Below are 23,947 nucleotides of genomic sequence, written 5' to 3'. Positions count from 1 at the left end.
CCGCATGGAGGTCTGACCCTACACCCCCCGAATTCCCGCGATGCCATGCGCGCCATGGCGACGCGCGTCCGTCAGTGTGGCGGCGGACTGCCCGCCTATCGCAAAGACCGGCAGTCCGGCGTTTTCGGCCAGTTTCGCGAAGCCGGCCCAGCCCATGCCCGGCACGCCGGGATGGGAAGGAGTATCGAGCACATGGCCCAGCACGGCAAAGTCCGCGGCGACGGCGCGGGCCGCTTCCAGGTCCGCCGCTTGATGGGCGGAGACGCCGATCAAGCCCGGTACGAGCGATTTCAGCGGGTGGAGGGCATCGGAATCCAAGCCCGGCTTGCGGGCGGCCCAGTCCCGGGCATCGGCGGCCCGCAAATGCACGCCGTCCGCTTCGGACCACCAGCTTTCCGAGTGGCAGCTGTTGACCAGGCAGCGCGCGCCATGCCGGCGGCAAAGCTGCAGGACTTGTTGGAATGCCGCAAGCAAGCCTTGGTCATCCTTGTCTTCGCCCGTCCATGCGGGTTCGCGGAACTGCACCAGCCGGACGCCTTCCTGGAGGGCGGTTTCCAGCTTGACGAGATAGTTGGCCAGCCCTTCGGGGATGCCGATGGATGTGATCAGGTAGCGGTCGGGCAGCTGCAGCCACCGCATGGGCGGTTCCGTGGCGGGCAGCAGCGGGCCGATCGGCAGGGGAGCGTGCGAGGGATCCACCCACGCCAATTGCTGATCTTCCATGCATTTAGGCTCGCCTACCCAGCCCCTGACCTGGCAGAAGGCCAGCTGCACGATATTTTTCGGGTATTCGTGCGTATAGGTCACCCATGGAGTAGCGTCGGTGACTTCGATATCGAGCTCTTCCTTCAGTTCGCGAGCCAGCGCTTCGAGCACGGTTTCGCCCGGCTCCAGTTTGCCGCCGGGCAGTTCCCACCAGCCCGGCCAGGGCTTGTCCGCTGGCCGTTGGCCCAGCAGCACGCTGCCGTCCGGCCGCAGGATGACGCCGGCCGCGACGCGGATGAATGGCTTGGACGACTCAGACATGGCGGGCGGCCCAGTCCCTGGCGAATTGGCGCGCGACCCGGCCGGACCGCGAGCCGCGCTCCAGCGCCCATTGCAGCGCTTCCGTGCGGGAGGCCTCGATGTCTTCCGGCGAGCAGCCGTGCTCGGCCAGCCAGTAATAGACGATGTCCAGATAGTCGTCCTGTTTGAAGGGATAGAAGGACAGCCACAGCCCGAAGCGCTCGGACAGAGAGATCTTTTCCTCGACCGTTTCACCCGGATGGATCTCGCCGTCGCTCTGGTGCTTGGCGCTGAGGTTCTCGCTCATGTATTCGGGCATGAGATGGCGGCGGTTGGAGGTGGCATAGATCAGCACGTTGTCGCCGGAAGCGCTGACCGAGCCGTCCAGCACCGATTTGAGCATCTTGTAGCCCGCTTCGCCTTCTTCGAAGGAGAGGTCGTCGCAAAAAATGATGAAGCGTTCGGGACGCGTGCTGACCAGTTCCACGATATCGCCGAGGTCGGCCATGTCGGATTTGTCGACTTCGATGAGGCGCAAGCCCTGGTCGGCATAGCTTGCAAGCATGGCTTTGACCAGCGAGCTCTTGCCGGTGCCCCGGGCGCCGGTCATCAACACATTATTGGCGGGCTTCTTGTCCAGGAAGTGCCGGGTGTTGCGATCGATGATCGCCTTCTGGCGTTCGATATGCTGCAGATCTTCCTGGTGGATCGTGGACACGTTGCGTACTGCGTCGAGCCAGCCCCGGGCGCCCCGCTTGCGCCAACGGAAGGCATGGGCGGTCCAGTCTATTTCCGGCGGGGCAGGCGGGAGCCACGCTTCCAGCTGCGCCAGGACCCGCTCGGCGCGACCGATCAGCGTGCTTAAATCGTAGGCAGTCACAATTGTCTCCAAAGCAAATAATTTATCGGGAAAACCAGCATTATCGCTAATTTGGCGCCCGCGATCAGTCCGTTGCCGTCCGCGCTTCTTCGCGCGCCGCACATTGTGGGTCACGTATAATCTTGCCAACCTGTTAAACCGTTCCGGACCACGCTTTGAACCTTTCCGAGTTACTCGCCCCTATTGCAGACGACATGAAGGCCGTCGATGCGGTCATTCGCGCTCGATTGAATTCAGAAGTGGTGCTCATACGCACGATAGGCGATTACATCGTCGGAGCCGGCGGCAAGCGCATGCGCCCGGCCATGCTGCTCATGGTGGCCAACGCGCTCGGCTATCAGGGCCGCAATCACCACTTGCTGGCGGCCGTGGTGGAATTCATTCACACCGCCACGCTGCTGCACGACGACGTGGTCGACGAATCCGACTTGCGGCGCGGGCGCAGCACGGCCAATGCGGTATTCGGCAATGCGGCCAGCGTGCTGGTGGGCGATTACCTGTACTCGCGTTCCTTCGAAATGATGGTGGAATCGGACTCCATGCCTGCCATGACGGTCCTGTCGGGCGCCACCACCGTCATCGCCGAAGGCGAGGTCCTGCAGCTGCTCAACGTGCATGATCCCGATGTCTCGCTGGAGCGCTATCTGCAAGTGGTCCGATACAAAACCGCCAAGCTGTTCGAGGCGGCAACCCAGGTGGGGGCCATTGTCGCTGGCGCCACGGCGGAACAGGAGTCGGCCGCGGCTGCGTATGGGCGCCATATCGGCACGGCTTTCCAACTGATCGACGACGTCCTCGACTACAGCGGCGACGCCGAGGCCCTGGGCAAGAACGTGGGCGACGACCTGCGCGAAGGCAAGCCCACCATGCCGTTGATTCGGGTCATGGAAGTCGGCACCCCCGATCAGAAGCAATTGATCCAGAACGCCATACGAACGGGCGAGGCCGATTTCGCCGCCGTCGCGCAGGCCATACGGGATACCGAAGCCCTGGAATACACCCGGGAAGCTGCAGTGGCCGAGGCGAAACTCGCCCGCGAAGCCCTTGCCGGCTTTCCCATTTCCGTTCATCAAAAATCTTTGTTAGAATTTTGTTCTTTCGCGGTAAACCGCGATCATTGATTCCCGAGTTGCCGGTGGTTTTTTAAAGACGGCGGCAACAACAACACGCCAAAAATCGGGGCGTAGCTCAGCCTGGTAGAGTACTACGTTCGGGACGTAGGAGTCGGAGGTTCGAATCCTCTCGCCCCGACCACATTCTGGGGTCAGACCCGTTGGGTCTGACCCCTTTCTGATGCAACGCCTCTTCAAGCCCCTTTAAGTAGACGACGATCGAGTCTTAAGGTCTCAACGCTGAGCGTGGCCTTCTGGGCTTGAGGGTGCAGAGGGTTGAACAGAAAATTGTTGGTGTGTGGCATGATGGCGCTTGGCACTTTCATCAGCAATGAGCCGCCAGACGCCAGCCAGGCGTCACCCAGGGCGCGAGAGTGCGCTACTCCATCTTCCCAATGATCGGACAGGTCGAGGACGGTTTGAGCGGATACGTCATCGGGGATATCGACACGCAACAGCCGCAAGTTGTCGGGGATGTCTTCGGTGTCGATTTCCAGATGGACCAGTACTTCAAGCATGGCTGCGGAGGGAGATTCAGCCAGGTAGACAACGGGCTTGCCCGCGTGGTGCCAACGACCGCCGGCGATCAGTCCACCGCGACCGCTTAGGTCAGCAAAGGCACTGATTCTCCACAAGATCAAAACGAGTAGCCTTCTGCGATCTGCAAAAGCATCTCTTCAACTTGGCGGGTGCCTTGGAGTGTCGAGAGCAAAGACATGGGACTCTGATCGTTGAATCGTTCTTTGGGTTTAGAGAGCCAACGCTTGGCTTTGTCACGGTCGCCAAAGACGGTTTGGGCCATGGCCGTGATGTGCGCTGTTCGAAAGAGGCGGTCGCTTTCATCGATGGTCAGAGGCTGTTCCTTGGATAGCCGGGTCTTGAGCGTGCGCAACGGTATGATCTGATCGCGCTCGATGGGGGTCACATCCCCTTTTTCGCATAGTTCCATGAGGCGCGAAGCTGAAAACCCGTGAACGATGCGGTCGTGGATTTGAATGTCCGTCGCGTTCTCTGGGATGCCCAGGAGCGCGTTCAGACGAGACCGATAAGTGGCGTAGCCGGCGTCTCGCATCGCTTCAGCAAACATTGCGTTCTCCTGCTAGTTACTCGGTTGTTGCGGCGTTTACCGTATTGTACCCGGTAAACGCCGCTGTGATCCAATCGCATGCTGGGGTCAGACCCTGTAGGGTCTGACCCCCCCACAGCTTCGCTCATCGACGATTCCTGGGTCAGACCCCGTACGGGGTCTGACCCCAAGGCAGCACCACCTCCACCGTCAGCCCCTTGCCTTGCCCCGAATGTGCGTATAGCTTCCCGTCGTGGGCCTGCACGATGCGCTGGGTAAAGTGATAGCCCAGGCCGCTGCCCTTTTTTCCGAGTGATGTTTCCGCGCGAAAATAAGGGGTGCCCAGTTTGGCCAATGCCTCGTCGTCCAGCCCGGGGCCATGGTCGATGACCTGGATCCGCAGACCCGTTTCATCGCGCAGCGCCTGAATCCGGATCTCGCTGCCGGCGGGCGAATAGCGCAGGGCATTGTCCAGCAGGTTGCCCAGGGCGGCGGCGATCAGGGTGTCGTCCAGCTCGCAAGACAAATCGTCCGGATAAACGCTCAGGTGAACGCGTTGCGCCTCTGTCTCGGCCTGTTGGCTGACGATGCTTTCGAGCAAAGCGCGGATGCGGCACGGCTTGCGGGCCGACGCCACCCCTTGATGCTCCAGTCTTTCCACCAGAAGGAAATTGTCGACCAGGCTGGACAGCGTGGCAGTGTTGTTGCGAATGCCCGCCAATCGTTGGGCTTCCGATGGCATCAGGCCGGGTGCTTTCAACTGGATCATTTGCACCGAGCGGTCTATGGCCGCCAGGGGGTTGCGGAACTCATGCGAGAGCATGGCCACGAAGCGGCGCTGCTCTTCGGTGCGCTGGGTCGCGATGGCGGCTTCTTGTTCGGCGGATGCCTTGTCTCTTTGCAACTGCCGTAGCCGCAGCGCCATGCCGAAGCTCATGACCAGCACATGAACCAGGGAGGCCGCCTGATACAGATTGGCCGTCAGCATGTTCTGGGGCAGAATCCCCTGGTTGGTGGCTGTATTCACCAACGCGCCTATGGCAGGGATGATGAAGGCGAAGAAGTACAGCATTAGCTCGATGCGGCGGCTACGTCGCCAGAGTGTCAGGGCGACCGCCATGCCAAGCAGGAAGTTCACGCTATTGAGAACGTTGGCTAGCTTGACCACCACGAGCAACCATGCCGTGACCAGGGAAGGCAGCAGCGCAAAGGGCAGCAAGGCCAAGTTGAGCAAAAGCGTGAACCAGTATAGACGGTGAATGAAGAGATAGTGCCGTTTCAGGTCCAGCAGCTTGTCCCACATGAGAACAATGGCCACGGCTCCACCCAGCCAGCCTATGCGCGGCAGCGTGTCGGTAAGCCAGGCGGCGTAGTTGCCCAGCAGCATGGGCAGGTATCCATTGGTTCCCAGGTGGAACAGAACCAGCGAGGCCAAATAGCCCGCATAGGCGGCCATGGGTATGTCGCGTAGCCTTGCCCCCAGGATCGCGTAAAGAAAGACGGAGATCAGCAGGACGCCGAAATACAGGCCGCGATAAAAATTATCGCGAGTCTGGTAGGCACTGAAAGCCGCGGGCTGCCAGATATCGGCATGGACGTTGATGGCGTTGTTGCTGCGTACCCGGATATAGATATGGGCACCCTCGAAGGCGTCAAAGGGTACGGCGAACAGGCGAGTTTGCAAGGGACGTTCTTCGTAAGGCCGGTAGTAGCCCATGGCATGGTGGTCGAAACCGCCATCATGCAATTCGACCCAGACGTCCACCTCTTCCAGTTCCGGGTTGCCGATGGCGAGAATCCAGCGCGAGGGGGCGCTCGGCGTGTAGCCGACCTGTGCGCGGAACCAATGGTTGGCATCGCCGTAGCCCAGGCTTCGATACCCCGGCAGGCGCTGGAAGTCTTGACCGCGCACGGCTTGAAAGGACAATGAACGGCTCGGATCCTGGAAATGCTCCAGTGCGCCGTCCAGGGAGACTCGCGATGTTTGCGCCTGCAATGCAACGTCGGCCGCCGCCGGCGCAAGAAGTGTCGACGCCAGTGCCAGCCACAGCAGCCAAAGCGCGGCATGACGCTTCATTTCATCAGCCCGCAGCGTCCGGTGAATGTATAGCCCTTGCCATAGCTGGGGCGCAGGGGAAGCTCCATGTCGCACGCTGCCAAGGCCTTGCGTCTGAGCCGGCTTGCCATGTTGTCCAGATTGCGCAGGTTCGACAAGGTGTCGCGCTTTTCGAGGCTCAGCAGCAAGGCCTCGCGCGCCACGACCCGGCCCGGCTGCTCGAACAGCACGGCCAACACGATGACTTCCGCATGGGTCAGTGCCAGACTGCGGCCATTGGGCGCGCTGACGATCCAGTCCCGGGTGTCGAGCTGCCAGGCGTCTTTGACCGGCATGGCGCCGGCCGTCGTGCTGTTGAGCGTGTTCCGTTCCAGGCGTCGTTGCACGCTGTGGCAGGCGGCGCCGATGACTTCCAGCGGGCTGCGCTTGGAAAGATACATGGTGGCGCCCGCCTCCAGTCCCTGCACGTAGTCGCTGCTGGAGTCCAGTGCCGTCAGCATCACGATTTCGGGGAGGTTGCCGACGGCATGTCGCGAGCGTACTTGCCGGGCTATTTCCAGCCCGCTTATTCCAGGCAAGGCCACGTCGAGCAGCAGCAAATGAAAAGGAGAACGCGGCCATACCGTGAAGAATGACTCTCCGCTCTCGAAGCCTTGGGCGGTAAAGCCTTGCAAATTCAGAAACTCCACCAGATCGGTGCGCAATTCCGGGCCGTCTTCTACGACCGCGACAAGCATCGATAGTGTCTTTGACATAAAGAAATATTGGTAGTTTTGCCGAAAAGGATACTTCAGTACCCATTGCGGTGACAGAATTTTCCAGCATTTGACAGAAATTAATCTACTCGCTGCGCAAGAGCGATTTTTATAATTTGTTTCAAATGCATGCGTGACGTAAATCCCACCCTTGAAGGCTCATAGAAATGAATACCCCGACTCCCCGTGCAGCGCGCCCTGCGCTTTCTGTTTCCGCATTGCGGGCAGGTAGCGTCATCCTGCTCGCCGTCTTGCTCGCCGCTTGCGGCGGCGGCGACTCTTCCGATGGTTATTCCAGTAGCCCCGGCGGCCCCGGCGGAGCCGGCGGATTGGGGGCCGCGCCGCCCGTCAGCCAGAAAGTGACGTGCAAGGATTTCGACTTCAATGATGTTACGGTCGAGCCCAAGTCGATTACCGTGCAAAACAACTCCAACGGCACCATCTACCCGGTACTGGCCACCAGCAAGAATGCGGTCAACCAATGGCTCCAGGGATGCTTTCGCAGCACAGACCCCTACCCGACCGACTACGTATACAAGCTATACGTCAACCAGGGAGAGGGCATACCGCCAGGGGGCTCGGTTACGATCACGCTCCCCCTGTACAGCAAGCTGTCTGAAGATCGCTACATTACATGGTGGAATGGCGGGCGCGTGGTGCTGGCCGACAGAAGCGAGCGATTGCTGGGCAGTGAAGACACGGCGCTGACCACGCCCGATACGGTCATATGCGAAGGACAAGGCACCGAATGCAGCTTGAGCACGTATTCCAGCCCGGTCCAGTTTCCGGAAAATGTATACGCCCAGTTGTCCGAATATACCTTTGGCGACTCCGTCATCCCGGCCGGTGAGTCGGTGCGCCTGCTAAAGCCCGACAACGTCGGGTACAACATTTCCTATGTAGACCACGTCTATATGCCCGTAGGCCTCGGCCCCAAAGACAATCCCTATATCGGCTACAGCGGTTCGGTGCAGTCCCAGGCATATTTCAGGAACAAGCTTGGGGCTTTCCTGGCCGACAACGCCACGGCGGCCGGCAACGGGTGGCCGGTATACAACCTTAGCGCGCTGAAGCTGCCTGGCGGCTACAATATTTTTGCCCAGCGGTCCGGCACCCTGCCGCCTAGCGATAACGTGCCCGTCAAGCCGACCGAGGGCTTCCCGCCCGTCCTGACGGTCATGAAATGCATCAACGATGGCTGCACCGACGAAGAGCGAAGAAACCTGCACTTCGGCCAGGCGGTCCAGCGCATGCAGAACCTGTGGGGTTCGTGCGTTGACTGGACGCCCGAGGAAAACGCTGCGCCGTACGTCACCGACACCAGCGTGGCTTGCCCGGCCGAGATGCGGGAGAACATGAAAGTCGTCAAGGACTTCTTCATCCAGAACCATCAAGACTACCTCGCCATGCATAGCCGGGGCGAATGCGAGAGCTCCACGCCGCAGGTGCCCAAGTTCAATTACTGGAATGCCATGATGCACATTTATGGGTGGGTGCCCTACAACGAGGGTTGCGGGGCGGATGCCAACCCCTTGGCCAATACGACGATTGACCAATGGAACCATGCAAAGATCCAGCCCATGTACATCCACGACCTGCAATACAACTATCAGCAACAGGCCGTCAAGAATGATCCTCGCCTCGTGTTCAACCCTTATGTCCAGCTGATCCACGATGACCTTGAGATGAATGCCTATGGTTTTTCGGTGGACGATGCGGTGGGCTTCATGAGCGAGCTGGGCAGCGGCCTGATCTTCACCGTGGGTGGTTCGGAAGGCCTGGAAAACCAAAAGCAGTTCAGCTATGCCGATGGCTTTTTCCTGGATATTGGCGTGCCGGAATCCAAGATAGGCCATGAGGGCGAGCCATTGATCAAGAAGTATGGTGTGTGCGTGTTCAACCAAGACCCCGATGACCTGAACTGCGAGAAGGACAAGCAGGACGTCATCATGCCCACCCACAGCCAGATAGCGGGCTTCAGGGTCGGTACCGTGGCTTCCTACCCGATCAAGGTGCGCTTCACCGATGCGGCGGACAATCTGTACACCATACGCGTCAACGAGAAGTTCGCCGAATGCAATGACGGCGACACCGTCTGCCCAAAAAACAAAACCAGCATCGTCGACAAGGCGTCTTGCGTGGTGGTCAATAGCCGTGGAGAAAAACACGACAAGTCGGATGGCTGGTGTGGGCCTGCCAACCCCAATCAGCAAAAGGAAAAGCAATTGACCAAGAACCACCTGAGCTTTCCGAAGCCGGTCGAATTCCTGCCATAACGCAACGCTGGGGTCAGGCCCCATACGGGGTCTGACCCCTTCCTGCCTCCTTCAGTTTCTTTTGCCGATTTTGCCCGCCGTGCGGCGCCCATTCCGAATCCGCAGCCATGCATACCGTGGGAACGTCACCCACTGTTCAAGCATGAGTCGGACGAGTGCGTTGCCTGGACTGGTAAAAGGGGCCGGTGGACGGGATTCCTGACGATGGCCCCACCCTTGTGCGCCCAGGGCGGCCATCATGGCGAGTAAGCCTGCCAACGCCGGCGTAAGTGAAAAAACGCATACGCCCCAGAAGAAGATCACGGTACCCGCCATGAAGACGGGAACCGTCGCCAAATGCACCATGAAGTTCGTTCGGCTCGCATGTACTTGCGGATAGTCGTTCCATTGCGTGCGTAATATCGATGAGACAGCCATCATTCTTTCCTCTAAGTTGGTTTACAATGTAAACATCTAGGGCTTGGATTCTAAGGACGAATGTTTACGGTGTCAACATCTTCACAAAAGTATCATCACGGTGACTTGCGCCAGGCGTTGCTGGACGAAGGCATGGCGCTGGTGCAGGAAAGCGGTCCCGAGGCCCTGACCTTGCGCAAGCTGGCGCAGCGGCTGGGCGTATCCGCCATGGCGCCGTATCGGCACTACCCGGACAAGGAGTCGTTGTTGGCAGCGATCGCGGCCGACGGCTTCCGACGGCTGCAAGAAAGGCTCGAAGCGGCGGAACGGTCTGATGAATCGCCTGGTTCGCCGTTGTTGCGTGAGGGGATAGCCTACGTGCTGTTCGCCTTGGGCAACCCGGCACTATTTCGCCTGATGTTCGGCACGAACAGGCCGCAGGGTCTTGCCCCCGATCTGGATGCCGCCCGCGCCGGCGCTTTTGGTGTATTGATGCGTCATATGCAGGCTAGCGCCGGCACCGACGAGCGCAGCGCCCAGGCGCGGGGCTGCTGGTCGCTGGTGCATGGCCTGGCGTTGTTGCTGCTGGATGGGCTGTTGCAGGTTCCCGAGGGAGCGACCCCCGAGGCCTGGATAGGCCTGATACTGGAAAGCACGACCGCAAAGCAGTAGGGGGTCAGACCCCTGCGGGGTCTGACCCCTGGGTTTGGCCTCTTCAGTCCCAATCCACCCGATGTACTGCGTCGGCATCTAGTTGGCTCAGAATATGCTTGCCAGCGTATTTCAGGTCTTCTTCAACTGCCAGGCGCGCCTCGATAGGGTCGGCTCGCCGAATGGCCTGGATCAATCGCAAGTGGGGATGGACCGGCAACGGTTGAAAGCCGTTTGAGTAAGCCAGGCGCAATGATGGGCCGCAACGCAGCCACAATGACCTGACCAATTCCTCAAGCACTGGCATATGGGCGGCGTGCAGATAATGGAAATGGAATTGCTCGTTTCCATGTAGGGCATCATTGACACGGCCTTGACGCTGGGAATCGGCGACACCTCGATGAATGGCTTCCAGTTGGTCGGCTACGTCGTCGCGCCCTTCGGGCATCAATGCAACGGCCTGCGCAGCAACGCTTTCCAAATTCAGTCGAAGATTGATGATCTCTATGTAAGTGTCGGCCGTGATGACGGGCACGATAGCGACGCCGCGATCATCAAGTTGCAGCGCACCGTCGGACACCAGCCGCTGAATGGCGTCACGCACTGGTGTAGGACTTATTCCAAGTTCTTCCGCCAGGGTTCGGTAAACCAGGCGTCGTCCTGACTCAAGCCTTCCCTGGACGATGGCATTCCGTATCTGTTGGTAAGCAAGTTCGGAAAGGCTGAGCTGCCCCGCGATTGGGCTGAGCGATTGGTTCATCTGTTCAATTCAGCCGACCGGCAAAAGAGCACACCTTCTGGCGTGCCAGAAGGTGTGCTTGTGACCAGCTCTGGCGAGTTTAATTCGAAATACGTGGAATATTGGCTGCCTTTATGGCGGCTCCCATCGTGTCGTAGCCGGATTTTAACGCATCGCGATATTGATCGCCGGTCAGGCCGGTTGGATTGATGCCGATTGTGCTGAAACGCTCGAGCACCTCAGCATCCTTAAGTCCATTCAGGCAGGCGGATTCCAGCCGCTTCACTGCCTCGGCGGGAGCGCCCGCTCGTAGGCCCAATCCAATCCACGAGTCGACTTCGACCGGATAGCCGGCTTCTTTGAGGGTCGGAACTTCTGGTGCCATGGGCCAGCGCATGGGACTTGCCGAGGCAAGCATGCGCATTTGTCCGTTCGCAACATAGGGGACGATGTCGCCGGGATTTTGCACCATGGCTTCGATATGTCCTCCCAATAGCGCAGCGCGGACCTCCGCGCCCGAGTTGTAGGGTACCTGAATGAATTTGGAACCGGTGACCCTGCCCAGCTCCAGCAAGGCAATCAGGTTGGGCGTGGACGCGCCACCAAATGAAATGCCCTTGTCATTTTTCGCGGCTGCAACGAGTTCGTCAATGGTCTTGTGAGGCGAGTCCGAGCGCACGGCTACGCCGTATAAGTAGCGTCCGAAGCCGCAAACCCAGTCGAAGTCATTCAGGGTATAGCTGACGTTCATGAGATGAGGCGAAATGGCTTGGGTGGCGTAGGTCACTACGCCGAGGCGGTAGGGATCAGGTGCTTGCTTGGCCAGCCAGGATACGGCCATTGTGCCCAGGGCGCCCGCTCTATTGTCGACCACGATGGATTTGCCCAGGTCCTTTTCCATGGCACTGGCGATGATGCGGGCAGCAACATCCGTGTTGGAACCAGGGCCGTAGTTGACTGTCATGGTCATTTCCTTCTCCGGGAAACTCGCCATGGCGGCGCAGGGTGTGGCGCATAGCGCGACAAAGCTCAGTTTTAATAGTGGATGCTTCATGTCTCTTCTCCTTTGGATTTGATTTGTATGTGGAAATCAGTTCATGTAGATCCCACCATTTACATCCAGGCAACTGCCGGTTATGTACGACGCTTCCGGTGACAATAGGAACTCGATGCTGGCTGCGATTTCGTGGGCCGAGGCGAAGCGCCCGATTGGGATCGCAGCCTTGGCCAGGACCAACTGCGCTGGACTTGTTGCTTTGGTCATTGGAGTGTCTACCCTTCCGGGAGCCACGCAGTTGACTGTGACGCCACGGTCGGCGTAGATACCCGCCAGCGCACGACTCACCCCGATCAGTCCGGCCTTAGAGGCATGATACTCAAGGCCTGCCGGTGGAACATGCATGCGCCCCGCACGCGAAGCAACGTTCACCACCCGTCCATAGCCGGCGCGCGCCATCTCGGGTATGAGTTCCCGGCACAAGATGACGGGAGCGAGCAGATTGACTCGCTGTACTTTTTCCCAGTCGTCGACGGTGAGCGCTTCGAGCGCAATGGACTCGCCATTGAGCTTGATCGTCATGCCGCCGCAGTTGACCAAGTTGGAGCAACTTTGGAGTTTTTCCTGTGCATTATTGGCCAAGCGCGTCAGATGGGCTTCGTTTGCCAAGTCGGCGGTTTCCGCCCAAGCAGTGACTCCTTGCGCGCAGAGTTCCCGTGCGACGTCGTGCACATATTCATCACGGTCAGTCAGGTACAGAGCATGCCCAGACTTCGCCAGCCGCTCAGCCAGTACGCGTCCTACGCCGCTTGCTGCGCCGGTTATCAATGTCTTGGGTTTCATACATGCGCCTCCATGTCGGCGTAATGCGTGAAGGGCGGAAAGGCGTTCGGATCACAGCGTATTTCTATTAGCGTTGTCAGCGTGTTGTGCTTGGCTTGGCGAAGCGCATTGGCGATCTGTGAGGGCTCCGTGACCGGAATTGCCTCGCACCCGGCTCCGCGCGCTATGGCGCAGTGGTCGACCTCGGTGAAGTTGACCGCACTGTTGTGCATGCCGAACCGTGCATTGTCGGAATGCTTCGAGAACCCGAGAATGCTGTTGTTCAAGACGATCAGCACCACTTTCAACGCCATTCGGCGCGCCGTTTCCAATTCGGACCAGACATGACCGAAGCCGCCGTCTCCTGAGACGCAGTAGACGGTTCCGTCTGCCGTGGCAGCGCGAGCTCCCAGCGCCATCGGAAAACCCCAACCCAGCCCTGCCATCCCGCGCGGCGTCAAGAAGCGTTGGCCTGCACGCCTGGAAGTCAGATAGTTGACCGTCCAGAAGGATGAATAGCTGGCGTCCGCTACGACAATATCGTTATCTTCCAGAACGGCATCCAGTTCTTTCATGAGCCTTTCCGGCCTGATGGGAGCGGCGGTCGAATCGAGTACCGCGGCCGCCTCTTCACGATATCGCGCCTTCCCTTGTCTGATGAGTTGCGTGACGCTCTCACGGCTGCGCTCACGCTGGCCAAGATCCTGTTCGCGCAGCGCATCGACTAGTGCTTCGAGCGTTTCCCGAGCGTCCCCTTGTAGCCGATATGCCTCATAGTTGCGGCCAATCTCTTGGCTGTCTATGTCGATATGGATATAGTTGGCCGCCTTCGGGTATAGCGTGTAGGAATCGGTGCCGTTTTGATTGCTGCGGTTTCCAACCAGAACGACCAGGTCGGATTCGGTGACCAGTGAACGCAGGTATCTGGTGGGGCTATTGATTCCCATGGCAGAGCCGACCACGCCAACGGTCAAGGGGTGCAAATCGGAGACGGCGCCTTTGCCCATCATGGTGGTGGCCACTGGTAAGTGAGCTTCTTCCTGCAGGCGCTCCAGTGCAGCGGCAGCGCCAGATAAGTGAACGCCGCCTCCCGCGATGACGATCGGGCGTTTTGCCATGGCGATGCGCTGTGCTGCTTCACGCAGTTTCGAAGGAGGCGGGATCGATCGGTCCAGAGGGAAATGGCCGAGGTTTGCCTGGCGTGACAGCATAGGCCCGGACTCAAGCAGCATGTCCGCAGGCAGCATCAGGGCCACGGGGCCGGGCCGACCCGAGGCGGCGATCGTGAACGCCATGTCCACATATTCCTCTACTCGAGAGGACAGATGAACTACCCGGGCCCACTTGGTGCAGCCTGCATAGAGCGCAAGGTGATCGTATTCCTGAAACGCATTTTTATCGGTGAACTCGCGATTGACGTCCTGAATCAGTGCCACCATAGGCGTGGAAGCCTTCATGGCTTCACTCATGGCTGCTACCAGTAACGTGGCGGCGGGGCCATTCTGTGCAGCCAGCACGCATACCTTTCCGGAAATACGTGAATAGCCATCGCCCATATAGCCCCCCGCATTTTCCGTTCTATAGCCGACTTGCGTAATGCCGAGTTCCTCGCAGGTCAGCATCAACAGATTCGGGATACCCTGCCCAAAAACGTGGGTCACGCCGTGGCGGAGCAGGGCCCGACTGATGGCATGTGCGGTCGTATGGGCGCCGGCTAGATTGAAGCCGGGTGCCTTAAGCGGGCTGGGTTTGTTATTGGCGGCGGGCTGTGAGCCTTTTGGAAGGAATCGGGCGTCATTCATTGCTCTATGAAATCCTGAGTCAGTAATTTCGATGTTTAGTGTTTGATGTATGATGTATCAAACAAACAATGAGCAAAATGAGTACATACCCTAGTAAGACTAGGTTCAAGCCAACGAAAGTTGCAATCATGGGTATTGCGGTCTGGCACAACGTGGCAGAGCCTTGATCGTTGCCGCTACCATCCGCCGGAAGTTGATTGCATCAGGAAGAACGCCCGAGGACCCCAGGGCTCGACATTGCTGCGGGAATTGCATGAATGCGGCTGCAGCGGCAATAAAACCTGGGGTCAGACCCCTGCGGGGTCTGACCCCTTCATTGCGTGGCGGGGTCTGACCCCTTCATTGCGTGGCAAGGTCTGACCCCTTCATTGCGGCGTGACGCCTTCGGTTTCCCATGCCAGCTTGGCCCAGCGGGCCACGTCGGCCTTGACGAACTCTGCGAATTCGTCAGGTGTGTTGCCGACGATCTGTGCGCCTTGGTCCACGATCAGCTTACGGATCTCAGGATCTTTCAAGAGCGTCATGACGCTTTCGTACAACTTGTCCACGATGGGCCTGGGCGTGCCGGCAGGGGCCAGCAGCGCGTACATGGTCGACATGTCGAGTCCTTTCAGTCCGGCCTCTTCAAACGTCGGCACATCGGGAAAACCTTGGAACCGTTCATGGCTGGCAATGGCCACGGGCTGCAGCTGTCCGCTTTTCATGAAGGCCATGGCCGACGAGAACGTCGTAAAGCTCATGTCGACTCGGCCCGAGGCCACGTCGATCAATGCGGGAGCCGCCCCGCCGTACGGAACATGGGTCAGATCGATGTCGGCGAGATTCGTGAACAAGGCACCGGCGAAGTGCGGCGGGCCGCCGTTTCCGCTTGACGCATAAGTATGCTTGCCCGGTGCCGCCTTGGCGGTTGCCACGATGTCGGCGACTGTCTTGGCGGGAAAGCCGGAATTCACGAAGAGCACCATCGGCATGAACGCGATGTTCGTGATGGGGGCGAAGTCCTTGACGGGATCATAGTTGACGCTTCCCGCGCCCCCCTTGTTCTCGACGACGAACGACTGCCCCAGTTGCTTGCCGAGGCGCTGGGCAACGGCGCGAGCCACGACATCGGTACTGCCTCCCGCATTGAAGGGAACAATCACCCTGACGGCCTTGCCGGGATAGGTTTGCGCGTCCGCCGCGATCGGCGCCATGCATAGTGTCGACGCTGCGACGATGCCATGGATGGTCGCGCGCTTGAGATTCAGATCCATGCTGTGCTCCGTACTTACTTTGATAGTTTCACTTTCGACCACTTCGAGACTTCCGAACGCAGCAGCGCGTCGAATTGCTCGGGTGTATTGGCCACGGTTTCAAGACCTTGCTGCAGAAACTGTTCACGTATCTTCGGCGTGGACAGAAACGCAATGGTTTTCTCCGCCAGCATGTTGACGATCTCGTCGGGCACGCCGGCTGGCGTAAACAAGCCATACCAAGTGCTGACATCGAAGTCCTTGAAGCCTTGCTCATGCAGCGTGGGAATATCCGGCACGAGGCTCGAGGCCACCAGTTTTTCCTGCTGGATGAGTTCGGTGGCGAAGATGTCAAGAATATAGATAAAGCCTGATCCGAGTGTCGCCGCCTGCAACAGCGCTTGCGTATGTTGAAATGCAGCGGGCCGGCAGGGAGCAGCGTAAAGCTTTCATGGCCCTTGCTGAACTGCCATTGGTTGGCGGTATGGCTGCCTTCCTCAAATAAGCCCAGGCATCGGGCAGGATCCAGCTCGTTGGGATGAGCGCCCCGAATGGTGGCCGCTACGCCGGGCGCCGCGCAGACGATGTATTTGGCTTCATAGATGGGTCTGCCCACGAGGTCGGCGTCTTCGATCCTGTCCATCCGGATGGCGATGTCGGTTCCCCGTTCTATGAGCTTTTGCGGCTTGTTCGTGAGCGTGACGGACGCCCGTATATTGGGATGCCTGTCGGCGAACTGGACCACCGCGGGGCACAGCAGGCTGTGACCGATGGCGAACGGCGCCTCGATCCGCAGCGAGCCCGAGACGTCGCCGGCATTGGCCTTGACGTCGGATTCGGCCTGGGCGACCGCAGCGAGGATTTCCCGGCATTTGGGCGGGAACGCACGGCCTTCATCGGTCAGGTTGAGATGGCGCGTATTGCGCTGGATCAGCGTGACTCCCAAGTGCTTTTCAAGATTGCGCAAGCTCGACGTGACGGTGGCGTTCGCCAGGTCGAGCGATTCGGCTGCTCTGGAAAAGCTGCCGCATTCGACCACCCGGACGAAGACCTCCATCCCCCAAAGTCGATCCATAGATGTCCTTTCGCTTTTTTCTAAAAGATCATTAGATGCCGGTGACTGTTTGAGACAGCCGGCGGCTCCTACACTTCCTCGTATTCCGGGAAATGTCGGGCGATATTAGTTCTACAAGGTAAAAGCAAATGGAAAGGACTTTCGATGTGGTGGTGGCGGGTTGCGGCGTAGCCGGCCTGTCAGCCGCGGTTTCGGCTGCTGAACAGGGGTTGCGCGTAGCGGTCCTTGCTGAGAATGTCGGGCCCTATGTCGATCCCGAGATGATGGCCGAAATGGGCGGCGGTCGCGATTCCTGGTCGCAGGTCACGCGGTCCCTGGCATTGCCGGATCCCGAGGTAATCGGCAACTTTGCCGACCATGTGCCGGAGACGATAGACTGGCTCCAGTCGCTTGGGGGCGAAGTTCGATTTCCTGCCTACTGCCTTCCTTACCAAGACGCAGCCTCGCCTGCTGCCTGTAGGGGGAGGAGAAGCGCTGGTCGAGGCATTGGCGGCCCGGGCCTGAGCAGCTGGGCGTCGAGTTCTTCTACAACACGACGGCACGCAAGCTCATCCAGGACGAGTTCGGCAGCTATCATGCGGAACCCGTGGATCGCCGTTCGGGCGTCTCGGAGCCGGCCGTGTTCATATTTCCCTATGGGATACTGGTCAACAAAGAGGGCCTAGGCTTTACCGACGAAGCCCCCGCCACGGTGGACGCATGCTACGAGCGTGTGACGCGGCGCATCTACGAGCAGACCGAAGGCCTCGCTTACGTCATTCTCGATCAACAGGTCAAGGAAGTACCGAACTATCGGCTCGCTATCCGGACGTTCGCATGATAGCCGCCGGTCGCCAGTATGACGTTCTTTGCGCGCACCCGGGAGGACGACCGGTCCTGGCCTTCCACGCCGATTTCCCATTCGTCGCCGCATCGCTCCATGCGGTTTGCCCGGCCGCCGTACTGGAAGGTGATTCCCAGTTGCTCCGCCCGGGCGTACAAGGCCGCCATCAGGCCTAGCCCGCCACCGGACACCTCGACCGTGAGGCCTCCCCAGAATTTCTGCTTCCCATCCACCTTGAACGATTGGCGGCCATAGATGGGAACGAATCGGACGCCATGGGTGCGCAGCCATTGCATGGCCGGCAGGCTTTCGGCCACCACGGTGTCCAGGACGTCGGCGTCCGCCCTGTAACCGCTCATGGCGACGACCTCTTCGAAGAACTGGTCTTCCGTGTAAGTGCCGAAGTCGCTATTCTTGATTTCCTCGGGATGCAGGTCGGGCACGAGCGTCAGCAAGTCGTCGACACTGCGGTAAGCGATCCGGAACGCGCCGCCGGTGAATGCGGAATTGCCGCCTCGATTGCCTTTTGGCGCGCGTTCTATCACCAGAACGTTGGCGCCTTGCTCATGAGCCGCGATTGCCGCGCATAAGGCCGCGTTGCCTCCGCCTACTACTGCTACATCGTATGAATCCATGGTTTATTCAATCCCAGTTGTACGCTGTACGGGCAGTGTAGGCGTCGGAACTGGGGCGAGTAAGCACCGGGATTCGAAAGCATTATTCGATTAATTTGAAAAAGAGGGGATGGGGTCAGACCCCCTACGGGGTCTGACCCCGGCCAGGCAGCGGCGTGTCGCGAGAGGGTCTTAGAGCCTTGGGGTCGGACCCCGCATGGGGTCTGACCCCTCAGCTTCTCAAGGAAGCAGCGCCTCGATCAAAAACGGCCCTTCGTGCGCGCAAGCGTTTCGGAACGCTCGCGCGAATCCGCTGACGGTGTTGACGCTCACCGCCGGAATGCCGTGGCCTCGGGCGAGGGATACCCAGTCGAGCGCGGGGCGTTCCAGGTCAAGCATGCTGTGCGCTTGTTCGCCCGGGGCATCGATGCCCACGCCTTTCAGCTCTCCATGCAGAATGCGGTAGCTGCGATTCGCCAGGATGATGGTGACGACGTCGAGTTGCTCCCTGGCTTGCGTCCAGAGTGCTTGCAGCGTGTACATGCCGCTGCCGTCGCCTTCGAAACAGATGACTTTGCGATCCGGGCAGGCGACGGCGGCACCGGTGGCCATAGGCAGGCCCGAGCCGATCGCGCCCCCTGTGATTTGCAGGAAATCGTGGGGTGCGGCGCCGTCGGTAAACTTGAAAAGCGAGCGGCCGGACGAGACCGATTCATCGACGATGATTGCGTTCTCGGGCAACAGGGCCGCCATGGCCTGCATGATGGTGTCGGGATCGAGCTGGTCGGTATCAGGCATCTCCGGGCGACGCGCCTCGGCGACTGCCTGCCCCTGTGCTGGGCAGCCGAGTTCATCGGCCAGCCATGCCAGGGCATGCATGGTGTCTCCGCCCGGCTCCAGCAGCGAAATGACCTCGCAATCGGTGGCCATGAGAAGGCGCGGCTTGTTGGGATAGCCGAAGAAGGCAGCGGGCGGATGGCTGCCGACCAGGACAAGGGTTTCGATGTCGCGCAGCATCTGCACGGCCAAATCGATATTGAACGGTATTCTGGGAACGACGAGATGGCCGCGTCCGCGCGCGAAACGGCGATTGGACTGCTGTGCAAACAGCTGCACGTTCGGCTTGCCGATGAAGCGCGACAGCAAGCGCAGCCCTTCGGACTCGACGGCAGGCCCGCTTACCAGCAGTCCGACCCGCTTGCCGGAGCAGATGGCTTGCACGGTGCGCGCAATGGCGTTGGCATCTGCTTGCAGCAAGGGTTCCGGCGCCTGCGCCACGCGGGGTTCGTCGCCGGGGGCCCATGCTGTGTCGGCGGGCAGGATCAGGGTGGCGATCTGCCCGTCGCGCGATCTGGCGGCAGTGACCGCCTCGGCGGCGTCCTGTGCAATGGACTGCTGTCCGCCGACCTTGTACCAATCGGATATCAGGGCCGCCGTGGCCGGCAGATCGCTGCGCAGCGGGCTTTCATATTGGAGATGGTCGCTGGCGTGCTCGCCCACGATATTCAGGATCGGCGTTCGCGCTTTGCGGGCATTGTGCAGGTTCGCGATGCCATTGGCCAGTCCGGGCCCCAGGTGCAGCAAAGTCGTAGCTGGTTTTCCCGCCATCCGTCCGTAGCCGTCCGCAGCGCCGGTCACGACGCCTTCGAACAGGCCGAGCACGCAGCGCATGCCGGCCACCCGGTCCAGGGCGGCAACGAAGTGCATCTCGGAGGTGCCGGGGTTGGCAAAGCAGACATCGATCTCGGATGCGAGCAGGGTTTTGACTAGGGACTCAGCGCCGTTCATGGGGCAACCTCATTCATTAAAAAGAAGGGCAAGGCGATGCGGCCACCGCCTTGCCCGTTGACGGGAATATGGAAGCTTGCTTACTGCGTGGTGATGTTGTTCTCTTTCACGACTTTCATCCAGCGCTTGCGCTCGCCGGACATATAGGCGGCGGCGTCTTCCGATGAGCGGCCATCGGGCGTAACGCCCAGGCTCAAGAGCTTGTCCTTGATCTGGGGCTCGGCCAGCACGTCGGCGAAGGCTTTCTGAAGCGTCGCGATGCGCTCGGGAGGCGTTCCGCCCGGCGCGATGACCCCGTACCAGTTCGTCACCTCGTAGCCGGGGACGCTTTCGCCGATGGTGGGCACGTCGGGCATGACGGGGGAGCGTTCTTTCCCCGTGGTGCCCAGTGCAAGCAATTGCCCGGACTGCACGAAAGGCAAGCCGATGGCCGTGGCTTCGAACGTTACGTGCACCTGGCCGCCGACCACGTCCTTGACGGCGGGGTTGCTTCCACTATAGGGAATATGAGTCAGCTTGGCGCCGGTCGCGGTTTTGAAAAGTTCGCCGGCCATGTGCGGCAATCCGCCGTTGCCGCTGGAGGAAAAATTGATCTCGTCGGGATGCGCCTTGGCGTAGCTGACCAGTTCAGAGACGGATTTGAAGGGGGATTTCGGATTGGCATACAGCACCATGCCGGAGGCTCCCACGACCGTGACCGCCGCCACGTCCTTGTCCATGTCTGCATTGAAGTCCTTGACCAGCCCGGGCGAGATGCTCAGGTTGCCCATCGTGCCCATGAGCAATGTGTACCCATCCGGCTCCGATTTCAGCAACTGCTGCAGCGCGATGATGCCGCCCGCACCCGCCTTGTTTTCAATGACCACCGACTGTCCCAGCCGTTCGCTGAGCCGAGGGGCGATCAGCCGACCGATGGTGTCGATGGCGCCGCCGGGCGGGAAGCCGATCATGACGCGTATGGGGCGTTCCGGGTAAGCAGCGTTGACTTGGCCGCCTGGCACGATGGCCGCCACGCCGGCGATGAGTACGAGTCCGCAAGCGAATTTTTTCATGTCTTCTCCGGTCTCCTTCAATAAGTGAATAGTTATTGAATAGAGAAAATTAATTTATATGTGGATGAGTCATCTGGATTGACCATTAGCGTAAGCCAATCACAGAATTGATCTGAATCAATATAAAAATATTACCATATAGCGAGATTTATTGTATATTTCGACCTTTGTGCGGGACGTCGCGCAGAACCATGAAAGGGGAAAGCAATGGGAAGGCGCATAGAGGCCTATGCGGGCACCGCCGGCCACTCGGCGTGGTTCAGTGAAGATCAAGGGCAGACGTGGGTGCATCCCAACAGCCATTCCGGGATGTACCTGGAAGCGCGGGTCTGGACATACAGCAGCCATGTCGGACAGCCGACGGTGCTATGGGCAGGTACCGACATGGGCTTGTTCCGCTGGGACGAGTCGACCACGCGCTGGACGCCCGTGGCCTCTCCATTGAAAGATGTGTGGTCGGTGGTCCAGCATCCGGATGATCCCGACCTGCTGATTGCCGGTGGCCGGCCGGCCGAACTCTATCGTTCAGAGGACGGGGGCGCCAGCTGGGTCGGCGTCCCCGCGCCCGGCATGGCTGATTTTTCTCCCATCAACCAGGGGCCGACCCGGGTGACGCAAATCCTCGTCGATCCTTTCGATCGCGACATCGTATGGGCTTCCATTGAAATCGGCGGCATCTTCCGCAGCGGCGACCGAGGCAGGACCTGGGAGGCCCGCATCGAGGGATTGATTTCGCTTGATGTGCACGGCTTGGCAATCATTCGCAATGGGCGTGGCCGTCGTGTCATGTTCGCAACCACCAACCAGGGCCTGCACCGCAGTGATGACGACGGTGAAACCTGGGCATTCCAGAAACTGGATTCGCCTTGGCAATATACGCGCGCCGTGGTTCCCAGAGTCGATACGGACCGGGTTCTGTTCCTGACCAACGGAAACGGGCCGCCGGGAAACGACGGCAAGCTGCTGCGCAGCGATGACTACGGTGACAGCTGGCATGAAGCCGCCTTGCCGGGCAAGCTGAACAGCACGGTGTGGTGCGTGGCGACCCATGTTCATGATCCGATGCTGCTGTTTGTGTGCACGAATCTCGGACAGCTGTTTCGCAGCCGGGATGGCGGCGACAACTGGGAACGCATGCCGCATGAATTCGGCGAATTGCGCGCGCTGCACTGGCGTTGGGCCGAGATCCCGGAAGGGCGCCCTGCGCATTCGATCACGGTTCGCAAGTAATTGCCGACCCATATGAATCAACTTAGGAAGAGACCATGAGTGAGCGTTTTCCACGGATAGCACCCGAAACCATGTCCGACAAGCAGCGGGAAGTCGCGGCCGAGATATCCGCCGGCCCAAGGGGCGAGGTCAAGGGGCCGTTCATCGCCCTGCTGCACAATCCTGAACTTGCGGGATGCCTGCAGAAGGTCGGCGAGCATCTGCGGTTCGGCACCGGCATGCCGGGCGAGGTGATCGAACTAGCCATACTGATCACCGCCAGGGCCTGGGACTGTCAGTACGAATGGGTGGCGCATCGACGCATTGCCGCCAATACCACCAGTCTCGGCGCTGAAATCATGGACGCCGTCGCCCGCAATGAACGTCCTGTGTCCATGACGGATGAGCTGCAAGACGTGTATGACTTCTGCATCGAGGCGCAGCGCCTTGGCGCGCCGAGTGCCGAAGCATACGAGCGCGTCGAGCAGCGCTATGGCAAGCGAGGCGTGCTGGACCTGCTGGCAATCTGCGGGTATTACGCTTTGCTGGCCATGGTGCTCAATACCGCCGAACCACCGCTGCCGGATGGCATGGAGCCGCCCTTGAAGCCCTTGCGGGCAGGAGCTCCAGGGTGAAAGCCCAGGGGGTGGCCGGCGGGTAGGCGGGCTCAGCCCACTGCCCGCGCGGGCAGGTCGACAACGTTGGCCGAGGTGGAAATCAGTTCGCTCACACGCTGGCCGGCATCCAGCACAAGCGGCATGGCGGCGCTGAACGCCGACTCGCTGGTTGTGCCGGCCGAGGCCACCAGCGCGAGGCTGCCAAGCACGTCGCCGGCCCGATTGAACAATGGGGCCGCCACAGAAAGAATGCCCGCGTTGTATTCCCCGAAGCTTCTTGCATAGCCTTGCTGCCGGATTTGCTTGAGGTTCTGGCGGAAGCCATCCCAGTCGGCGCCCAGCCCGACGCTTGCGATGCTTTTACGATGCTTGGCGAAAATGCTGCGCAACTGGTGGACCGGCAGGTAGGCAAGAATGATCTTTGCAGAGGCGCCCGCGACCAGCGGCCGCCTCTGGCCGCGTGTAAACAGCGCGGAGGGGGCATTGGGCGCCAAGGCTTGCTGCACGCACATGATGCTGTCGCTGAAGAGAATACAGAGCAGCGAACTGAAACCACTGTCAGCCGTCAGCTTTTGAATGACGGGTGTCCCGGCGATGTAGACGGGGTCACACAGCCTGATGGTGCGATCCATCTCCATGATGCGAGGCCCGAGCACATAGGAACCATTGGCCACGCGCGCAAGCAAGCCCGCTTGATGCAGCGACTTGATATACCGATAGCAGGTCGATGCGGGAATGCCCGCATATCGTATGAGGTCTTCGGTGGCCCAAACAGGCGCCGCGGGCGTGAACACATCCAGCAGGTTCAGCATCTTGTCCAGGCTGCTCATTGTTCTCGTCAAATCCGTCCATTCAAAGTTGGCATGCGCAACGTCGGCACCTTCCAGCCGACGCGCTCGATAGATTACTTCATATCCGGAGCGACCTGCGGCATTCTCGCGCGATTCACTGGCTTGTTGCCGACGCTCGGCAAAGAGATC

Annotated in this window: 24 protein-coding genes, 1 tRNA gene and 1 pseudogene; 8 read left to right on the top strand and 18 right to left on the bottom strand. The window is 59.9% G+C overall.

What is annotated here, in order from left to right:
- Nucleotides 1-18: 18 nt before the first annotated feature.
- Nucleotides 19-1,026 carry a Nudix family hydrolase gene (locus ACSBPU_RS20505; protein WP_442593731.1) on the bottom strand — a complete coding sequence of 336 codons (1,008 nt, stop codon included), beginning with the start codon at nucleotides 1,024-1,026 and terminating at the stop codon, nucleotides 19-21.
- Nucleotides 1,019-1,885 (bottom strand): DUF815 domain-containing protein, encoded by an 867-nt coding sequence (locus ACSBPU_RS20500; protein WP_180069207.1) that lies wholly within the window; start codon nucleotides 1,883-1,885, stop codon nucleotides 1,019-1,021. Before ACSBPU_RS20500 ends, ACSBPU_RS20505 begins: the two co-directional genes overlap by 8 nt.
- Before the next feature lie 155 nt (nucleotides 1,886-2,040).
- On the opposite strand from ACSBPU_RS20500, the gene ACSBPU_RS20495 reads away from it, so the two are divergent.
- Together ACSBPU_RS20495 and ACSBPU_RS20490 are read left to right on the top strand one after the other, a co-directional pair.
- Nucleotides 2,041-3,006, top strand: coding sequence for a polyprenyl synthetase family protein (locus ACSBPU_RS20495; protein ID WP_442593728.1), 966 nt, complete (start codon nucleotides 2,041-2,043; stop codon nucleotides 3,004-3,006).
- Nucleotides 3,007-3,062: 56 nt separating this feature from the next.
- A tRNA-Pro gene (locus tag ACSBPU_RS20490) sits at nucleotides 3,063-3,139 on the top strand.
- Between the two features lie 52 nt (nucleotides 3,140-3,191).
- Here the strand turns inward: ACSBPU_RS20490 and ACSBPU_RS20485 are convergent.
- The 4 genes from ACSBPU_RS20485 to ACSBPU_RS20470 form a co-directional block, all read right to left on the bottom strand.
- Nucleotides 3,192-3,632: an RES family NAD+ phosphorylase gene (locus ACSBPU_RS20485; protein ID WP_442593726.1), complete on the bottom strand. Its 441-nt coding sequence runs from the start codon at nucleotides 3,630-3,632 to the stop codon at nucleotides 3,192-3,194.
- Nucleotides 3,633-3,634: 2 nt separating this feature from the next.
- The gene (locus tag ACSBPU_RS20480; RefSeq protein ID WP_442593724.1) at nucleotides 3,635-4,084 is read right to left on the bottom strand and encodes an antitoxin Xre/MbcA/ParS toxin-binding domain-containing protein; all 450 of its coding nucleotides are present in this window, start codon (nucleotides 4,082-4,084) and stop codon (nucleotides 3,635-3,637) included.
- A 142-nt stretch (nucleotides 4,085-4,226) separates the two neighbouring features.
- Nucleotides 4,227-6,140, bottom strand: a complete 1,914-nt coding sequence (locus ACSBPU_RS20475; RefSeq protein WP_442593722.1) for a sensor histidine kinase — start codon at nucleotides 6,138-6,140, stop codon at nucleotides 4,227-4,229.
- A complete protein-coding gene (locus tag ACSBPU_RS20470) occupies nucleotides 6,137-6,874 on the bottom strand; it encodes a response regulator transcription factor (protein ID WP_442593720.1) in 738 nt (245 codons plus the stop codon). The genes ACSBPU_RS20475 and ACSBPU_RS20470 overlap by 4 nt, the downstream gene beginning before the upstream one ends.
- A 167-nt stretch (nucleotides 6,875-7,041) precedes the next feature.
- Here ACSBPU_RS20470 and ACSBPU_RS20465 point away from each other — a divergent pair, with 167 nt between their 5' ends.
- Nucleotides 7,042-9,150, top strand: coding sequence for a hypothetical protein (locus ACSBPU_RS20465; RefSeq protein WP_442593718.1), 2,109 nt, complete (start codon nucleotides 7,042-7,044; stop codon nucleotides 9,148-9,150).
- Between the two features lie 51 nt (nucleotides 9,151-9,201).
- On the opposite strand, the gene ACSBPU_RS20460 is transcribed toward ACSBPU_RS20465, so the two are convergent.
- Nucleotides 9,202-9,570, bottom strand: coding sequence for an Mpo1-like protein (locus tag ACSBPU_RS20460; protein WP_442593716.1), 369 nt, complete (start codon nucleotides 9,568-9,570; stop codon nucleotides 9,202-9,204).
- A 66-nt stretch (nucleotides 9,571-9,636) separates the two neighbouring features.
- Between ACSBPU_RS20460 and ACSBPU_RS20455 the strand changes: the two genes are divergently transcribed.
- Entirely contained in the window at nucleotides 9,637-10,218 is a 582-nt protein-coding gene (locus tag ACSBPU_RS20455; protein ID WP_442593714.1) for a TetR/AcrR family transcriptional regulator, read from the top strand.
- Between the two features lie 43 nt (nucleotides 10,219-10,261).
- On the opposite strand, the gene ACSBPU_RS20450 is transcribed toward ACSBPU_RS20455, so the two are convergent.
- From ACSBPU_RS20450 to ACSBPU_RS20420, 7 genes and pseudogenes are all read right to left on the bottom strand, one after another.
- Nucleotides 10,262-10,957, bottom strand: a complete 696-nt coding sequence (locus tag ACSBPU_RS20450) for a GntR family transcriptional regulator (protein ID WP_442593712.1) — start codon at nucleotides 10,955-10,957, stop codon at nucleotides 10,262-10,264.
- A 79-nt stretch (nucleotides 10,958-11,036) separates the two neighbouring features.
- Nucleotides 11,037-11,990 (bottom strand): tripartite tricarboxylate transporter substrate binding protein, encoded by a 954-nt coding sequence (locus ACSBPU_RS20445; RefSeq protein WP_442593710.1) that lies wholly within the window; start codon nucleotides 11,988-11,990, stop codon nucleotides 11,037-11,039.
- Nucleotides 11,991-12,026: 36 nt separating this feature from the next.
- Nucleotides 12,027-12,776, bottom strand: coding sequence for an SDR family NAD(P)-dependent oxidoreductase (locus ACSBPU_RS20440; protein WP_442593708.1), 750 nt, complete (start codon nucleotides 12,774-12,776; stop codon nucleotides 12,027-12,029).
- Nucleotides 12,773-14,557, bottom strand: coding sequence for an acetolactate synthase catalytic subunit (locus tag ACSBPU_RS20435; protein WP_442593706.1), 1,785 nt, complete (start codon nucleotides 14,555-14,557; stop codon nucleotides 12,773-12,775). The genes ACSBPU_RS20440 and ACSBPU_RS20435 overlap by 4 nt, the downstream gene beginning before the upstream one ends.
- 365 nt (nucleotides 14,558-14,922) lie before the next feature.
- Nucleotides 14,923-15,810 carry a Bug family tripartite tricarboxylate transporter substrate binding protein gene (locus tag ACSBPU_RS20430; protein WP_442593704.1) on the bottom strand — a complete coding sequence of 296 codons (888 nt, stop codon included), beginning with the start codon at nucleotides 15,808-15,810 and terminating at the stop codon, nucleotides 14,923-14,925.
- Between the two features lie 14 nt (nucleotides 15,811-15,824).
- Nucleotides 15,825-16,184: a tripartite tricarboxylate transporter substrate-binding protein gene (locus tag ACSBPU_RS20425; RefSeq protein WP_442593702.1), complete on the bottom strand. Its 360-nt coding sequence runs from the start codon at nucleotides 16,182-16,184 to the stop codon at nucleotides 15,825-15,827.
- 131 nt (nucleotides 16,185-16,315) lie between these two features.
- Nucleotides 16,316-16,846: pseudogene (locus tag ACSBPU_RS20420) on the bottom strand (LysR family transcriptional regulator); the annotation flags it as partial.
- Nucleotides 16,847-16,992: 146 nt separating this feature from the next.
- On the opposite strand from ACSBPU_RS20420, the gene ACSBPU_RS20415 reads away from it, so the two are divergent.
- The gene (locus tag ACSBPU_RS20415; protein ID WP_442593700.1) at nucleotides 16,993-17,529 is read left to right on the top strand and encodes an FAD-binding protein; all 537 of its coding nucleotides are present in this window, start codon (nucleotides 16,993-16,995) and stop codon (nucleotides 17,527-17,529) included.
- Nucleotides 17,451-17,684: a hypothetical protein gene (locus ACSBPU_RS20410; RefSeq protein ID WP_442598560.1), complete on the top strand. Its 234-nt coding sequence runs from the start codon at nucleotides 17,451-17,453 to the stop codon at nucleotides 17,682-17,684. The genes ACSBPU_RS20415 and ACSBPU_RS20410 overlap by 79 nt, the downstream gene beginning before the upstream one ends.
- On the opposite strand, the gene ACSBPU_RS20405 is transcribed toward ACSBPU_RS20410, so the two are convergent.
- From ACSBPU_RS20405 to ACSBPU_RS20395, 3 genes are all read right to left on the bottom strand, one after another.
- Nucleotides 17,654-18,322, bottom strand: a complete 669-nt coding sequence (locus tag ACSBPU_RS20405; RefSeq protein WP_442593698.1) for an FAD-dependent oxidoreductase — start codon at nucleotides 18,320-18,322, stop codon at nucleotides 17,654-17,656. The two genes, ACSBPU_RS20410 and ACSBPU_RS20405, sit on opposite strands and share 31 nt — an antisense overlap.
- Nucleotides 18,323-18,541: 219 nt before the next feature.
- Complete coding sequence (locus ACSBPU_RS20400; protein ID WP_442593696.1) at nucleotides 18,542-20,089, bottom strand: acetolactate synthase large subunit; 1,548 nt, start codon at nucleotides 20,087-20,089, stop codon at nucleotides 18,542-18,544.
- A gap of 80 nt (nucleotides 20,090-20,169) precedes the next feature.
- Nucleotides 20,170-21,141 (bottom strand): Bug family tripartite tricarboxylate transporter substrate binding protein, encoded by a 972-nt coding sequence (locus ACSBPU_RS20395; protein WP_442593694.1) that lies wholly within the window; start codon nucleotides 21,139-21,141, stop codon nucleotides 20,170-20,172.
- Nucleotides 21,142-21,348: 207 nt separating this feature from the next.
- Here ACSBPU_RS20395 and ACSBPU_RS20390 point away from each other — a divergent pair, with 207 nt between their 5' ends.
- Complete coding sequence (locus ACSBPU_RS20390; protein WP_442593692.1) at nucleotides 21,349-22,371, top strand: WD40/YVTN/BNR-like repeat-containing protein; 1,023 nt, start codon at nucleotides 21,349-21,351, stop codon at nucleotides 22,369-22,371.
- A gap of 35 nt (nucleotides 22,372-22,406) precedes the next feature.
- Entirely contained in the window at nucleotides 22,407-22,985 is a 579-nt protein-coding gene (locus ACSBPU_RS20385) for a carboxymuconolactone decarboxylase family protein (protein ID WP_442593690.1), read from the top strand.
- Nucleotides 22,986-23,017: 32 nt separating this feature from the next.
- On the opposite strand, the gene ACSBPU_RS20380 is transcribed toward ACSBPU_RS20385, so the two are convergent.
- On the bottom strand, nucleotides 23,018-23,797 hold the full coding sequence (locus tag ACSBPU_RS20380; RefSeq protein WP_442593688.1) for an IclR family transcriptional regulator: 780 nt from the start codon (nucleotides 23,795-23,797) through the stop codon (nucleotides 23,018-23,020).
- Nucleotides 23,798-23,947 lie beyond the last annotated feature (150 nt).

This window comes from Parapusillimonas sp. JC17, assembly GCF_052180245.1.
In the GTDB taxonomy this organism is placed as follows: Bacteria; Pseudomonadota; Gammaproteobacteria; order Burkholderiales; family Burkholderiaceae_B; genus Parapusillimonas.
This window is presented reverse-complemented; position numbering and strand designations above follow the sequence as displayed.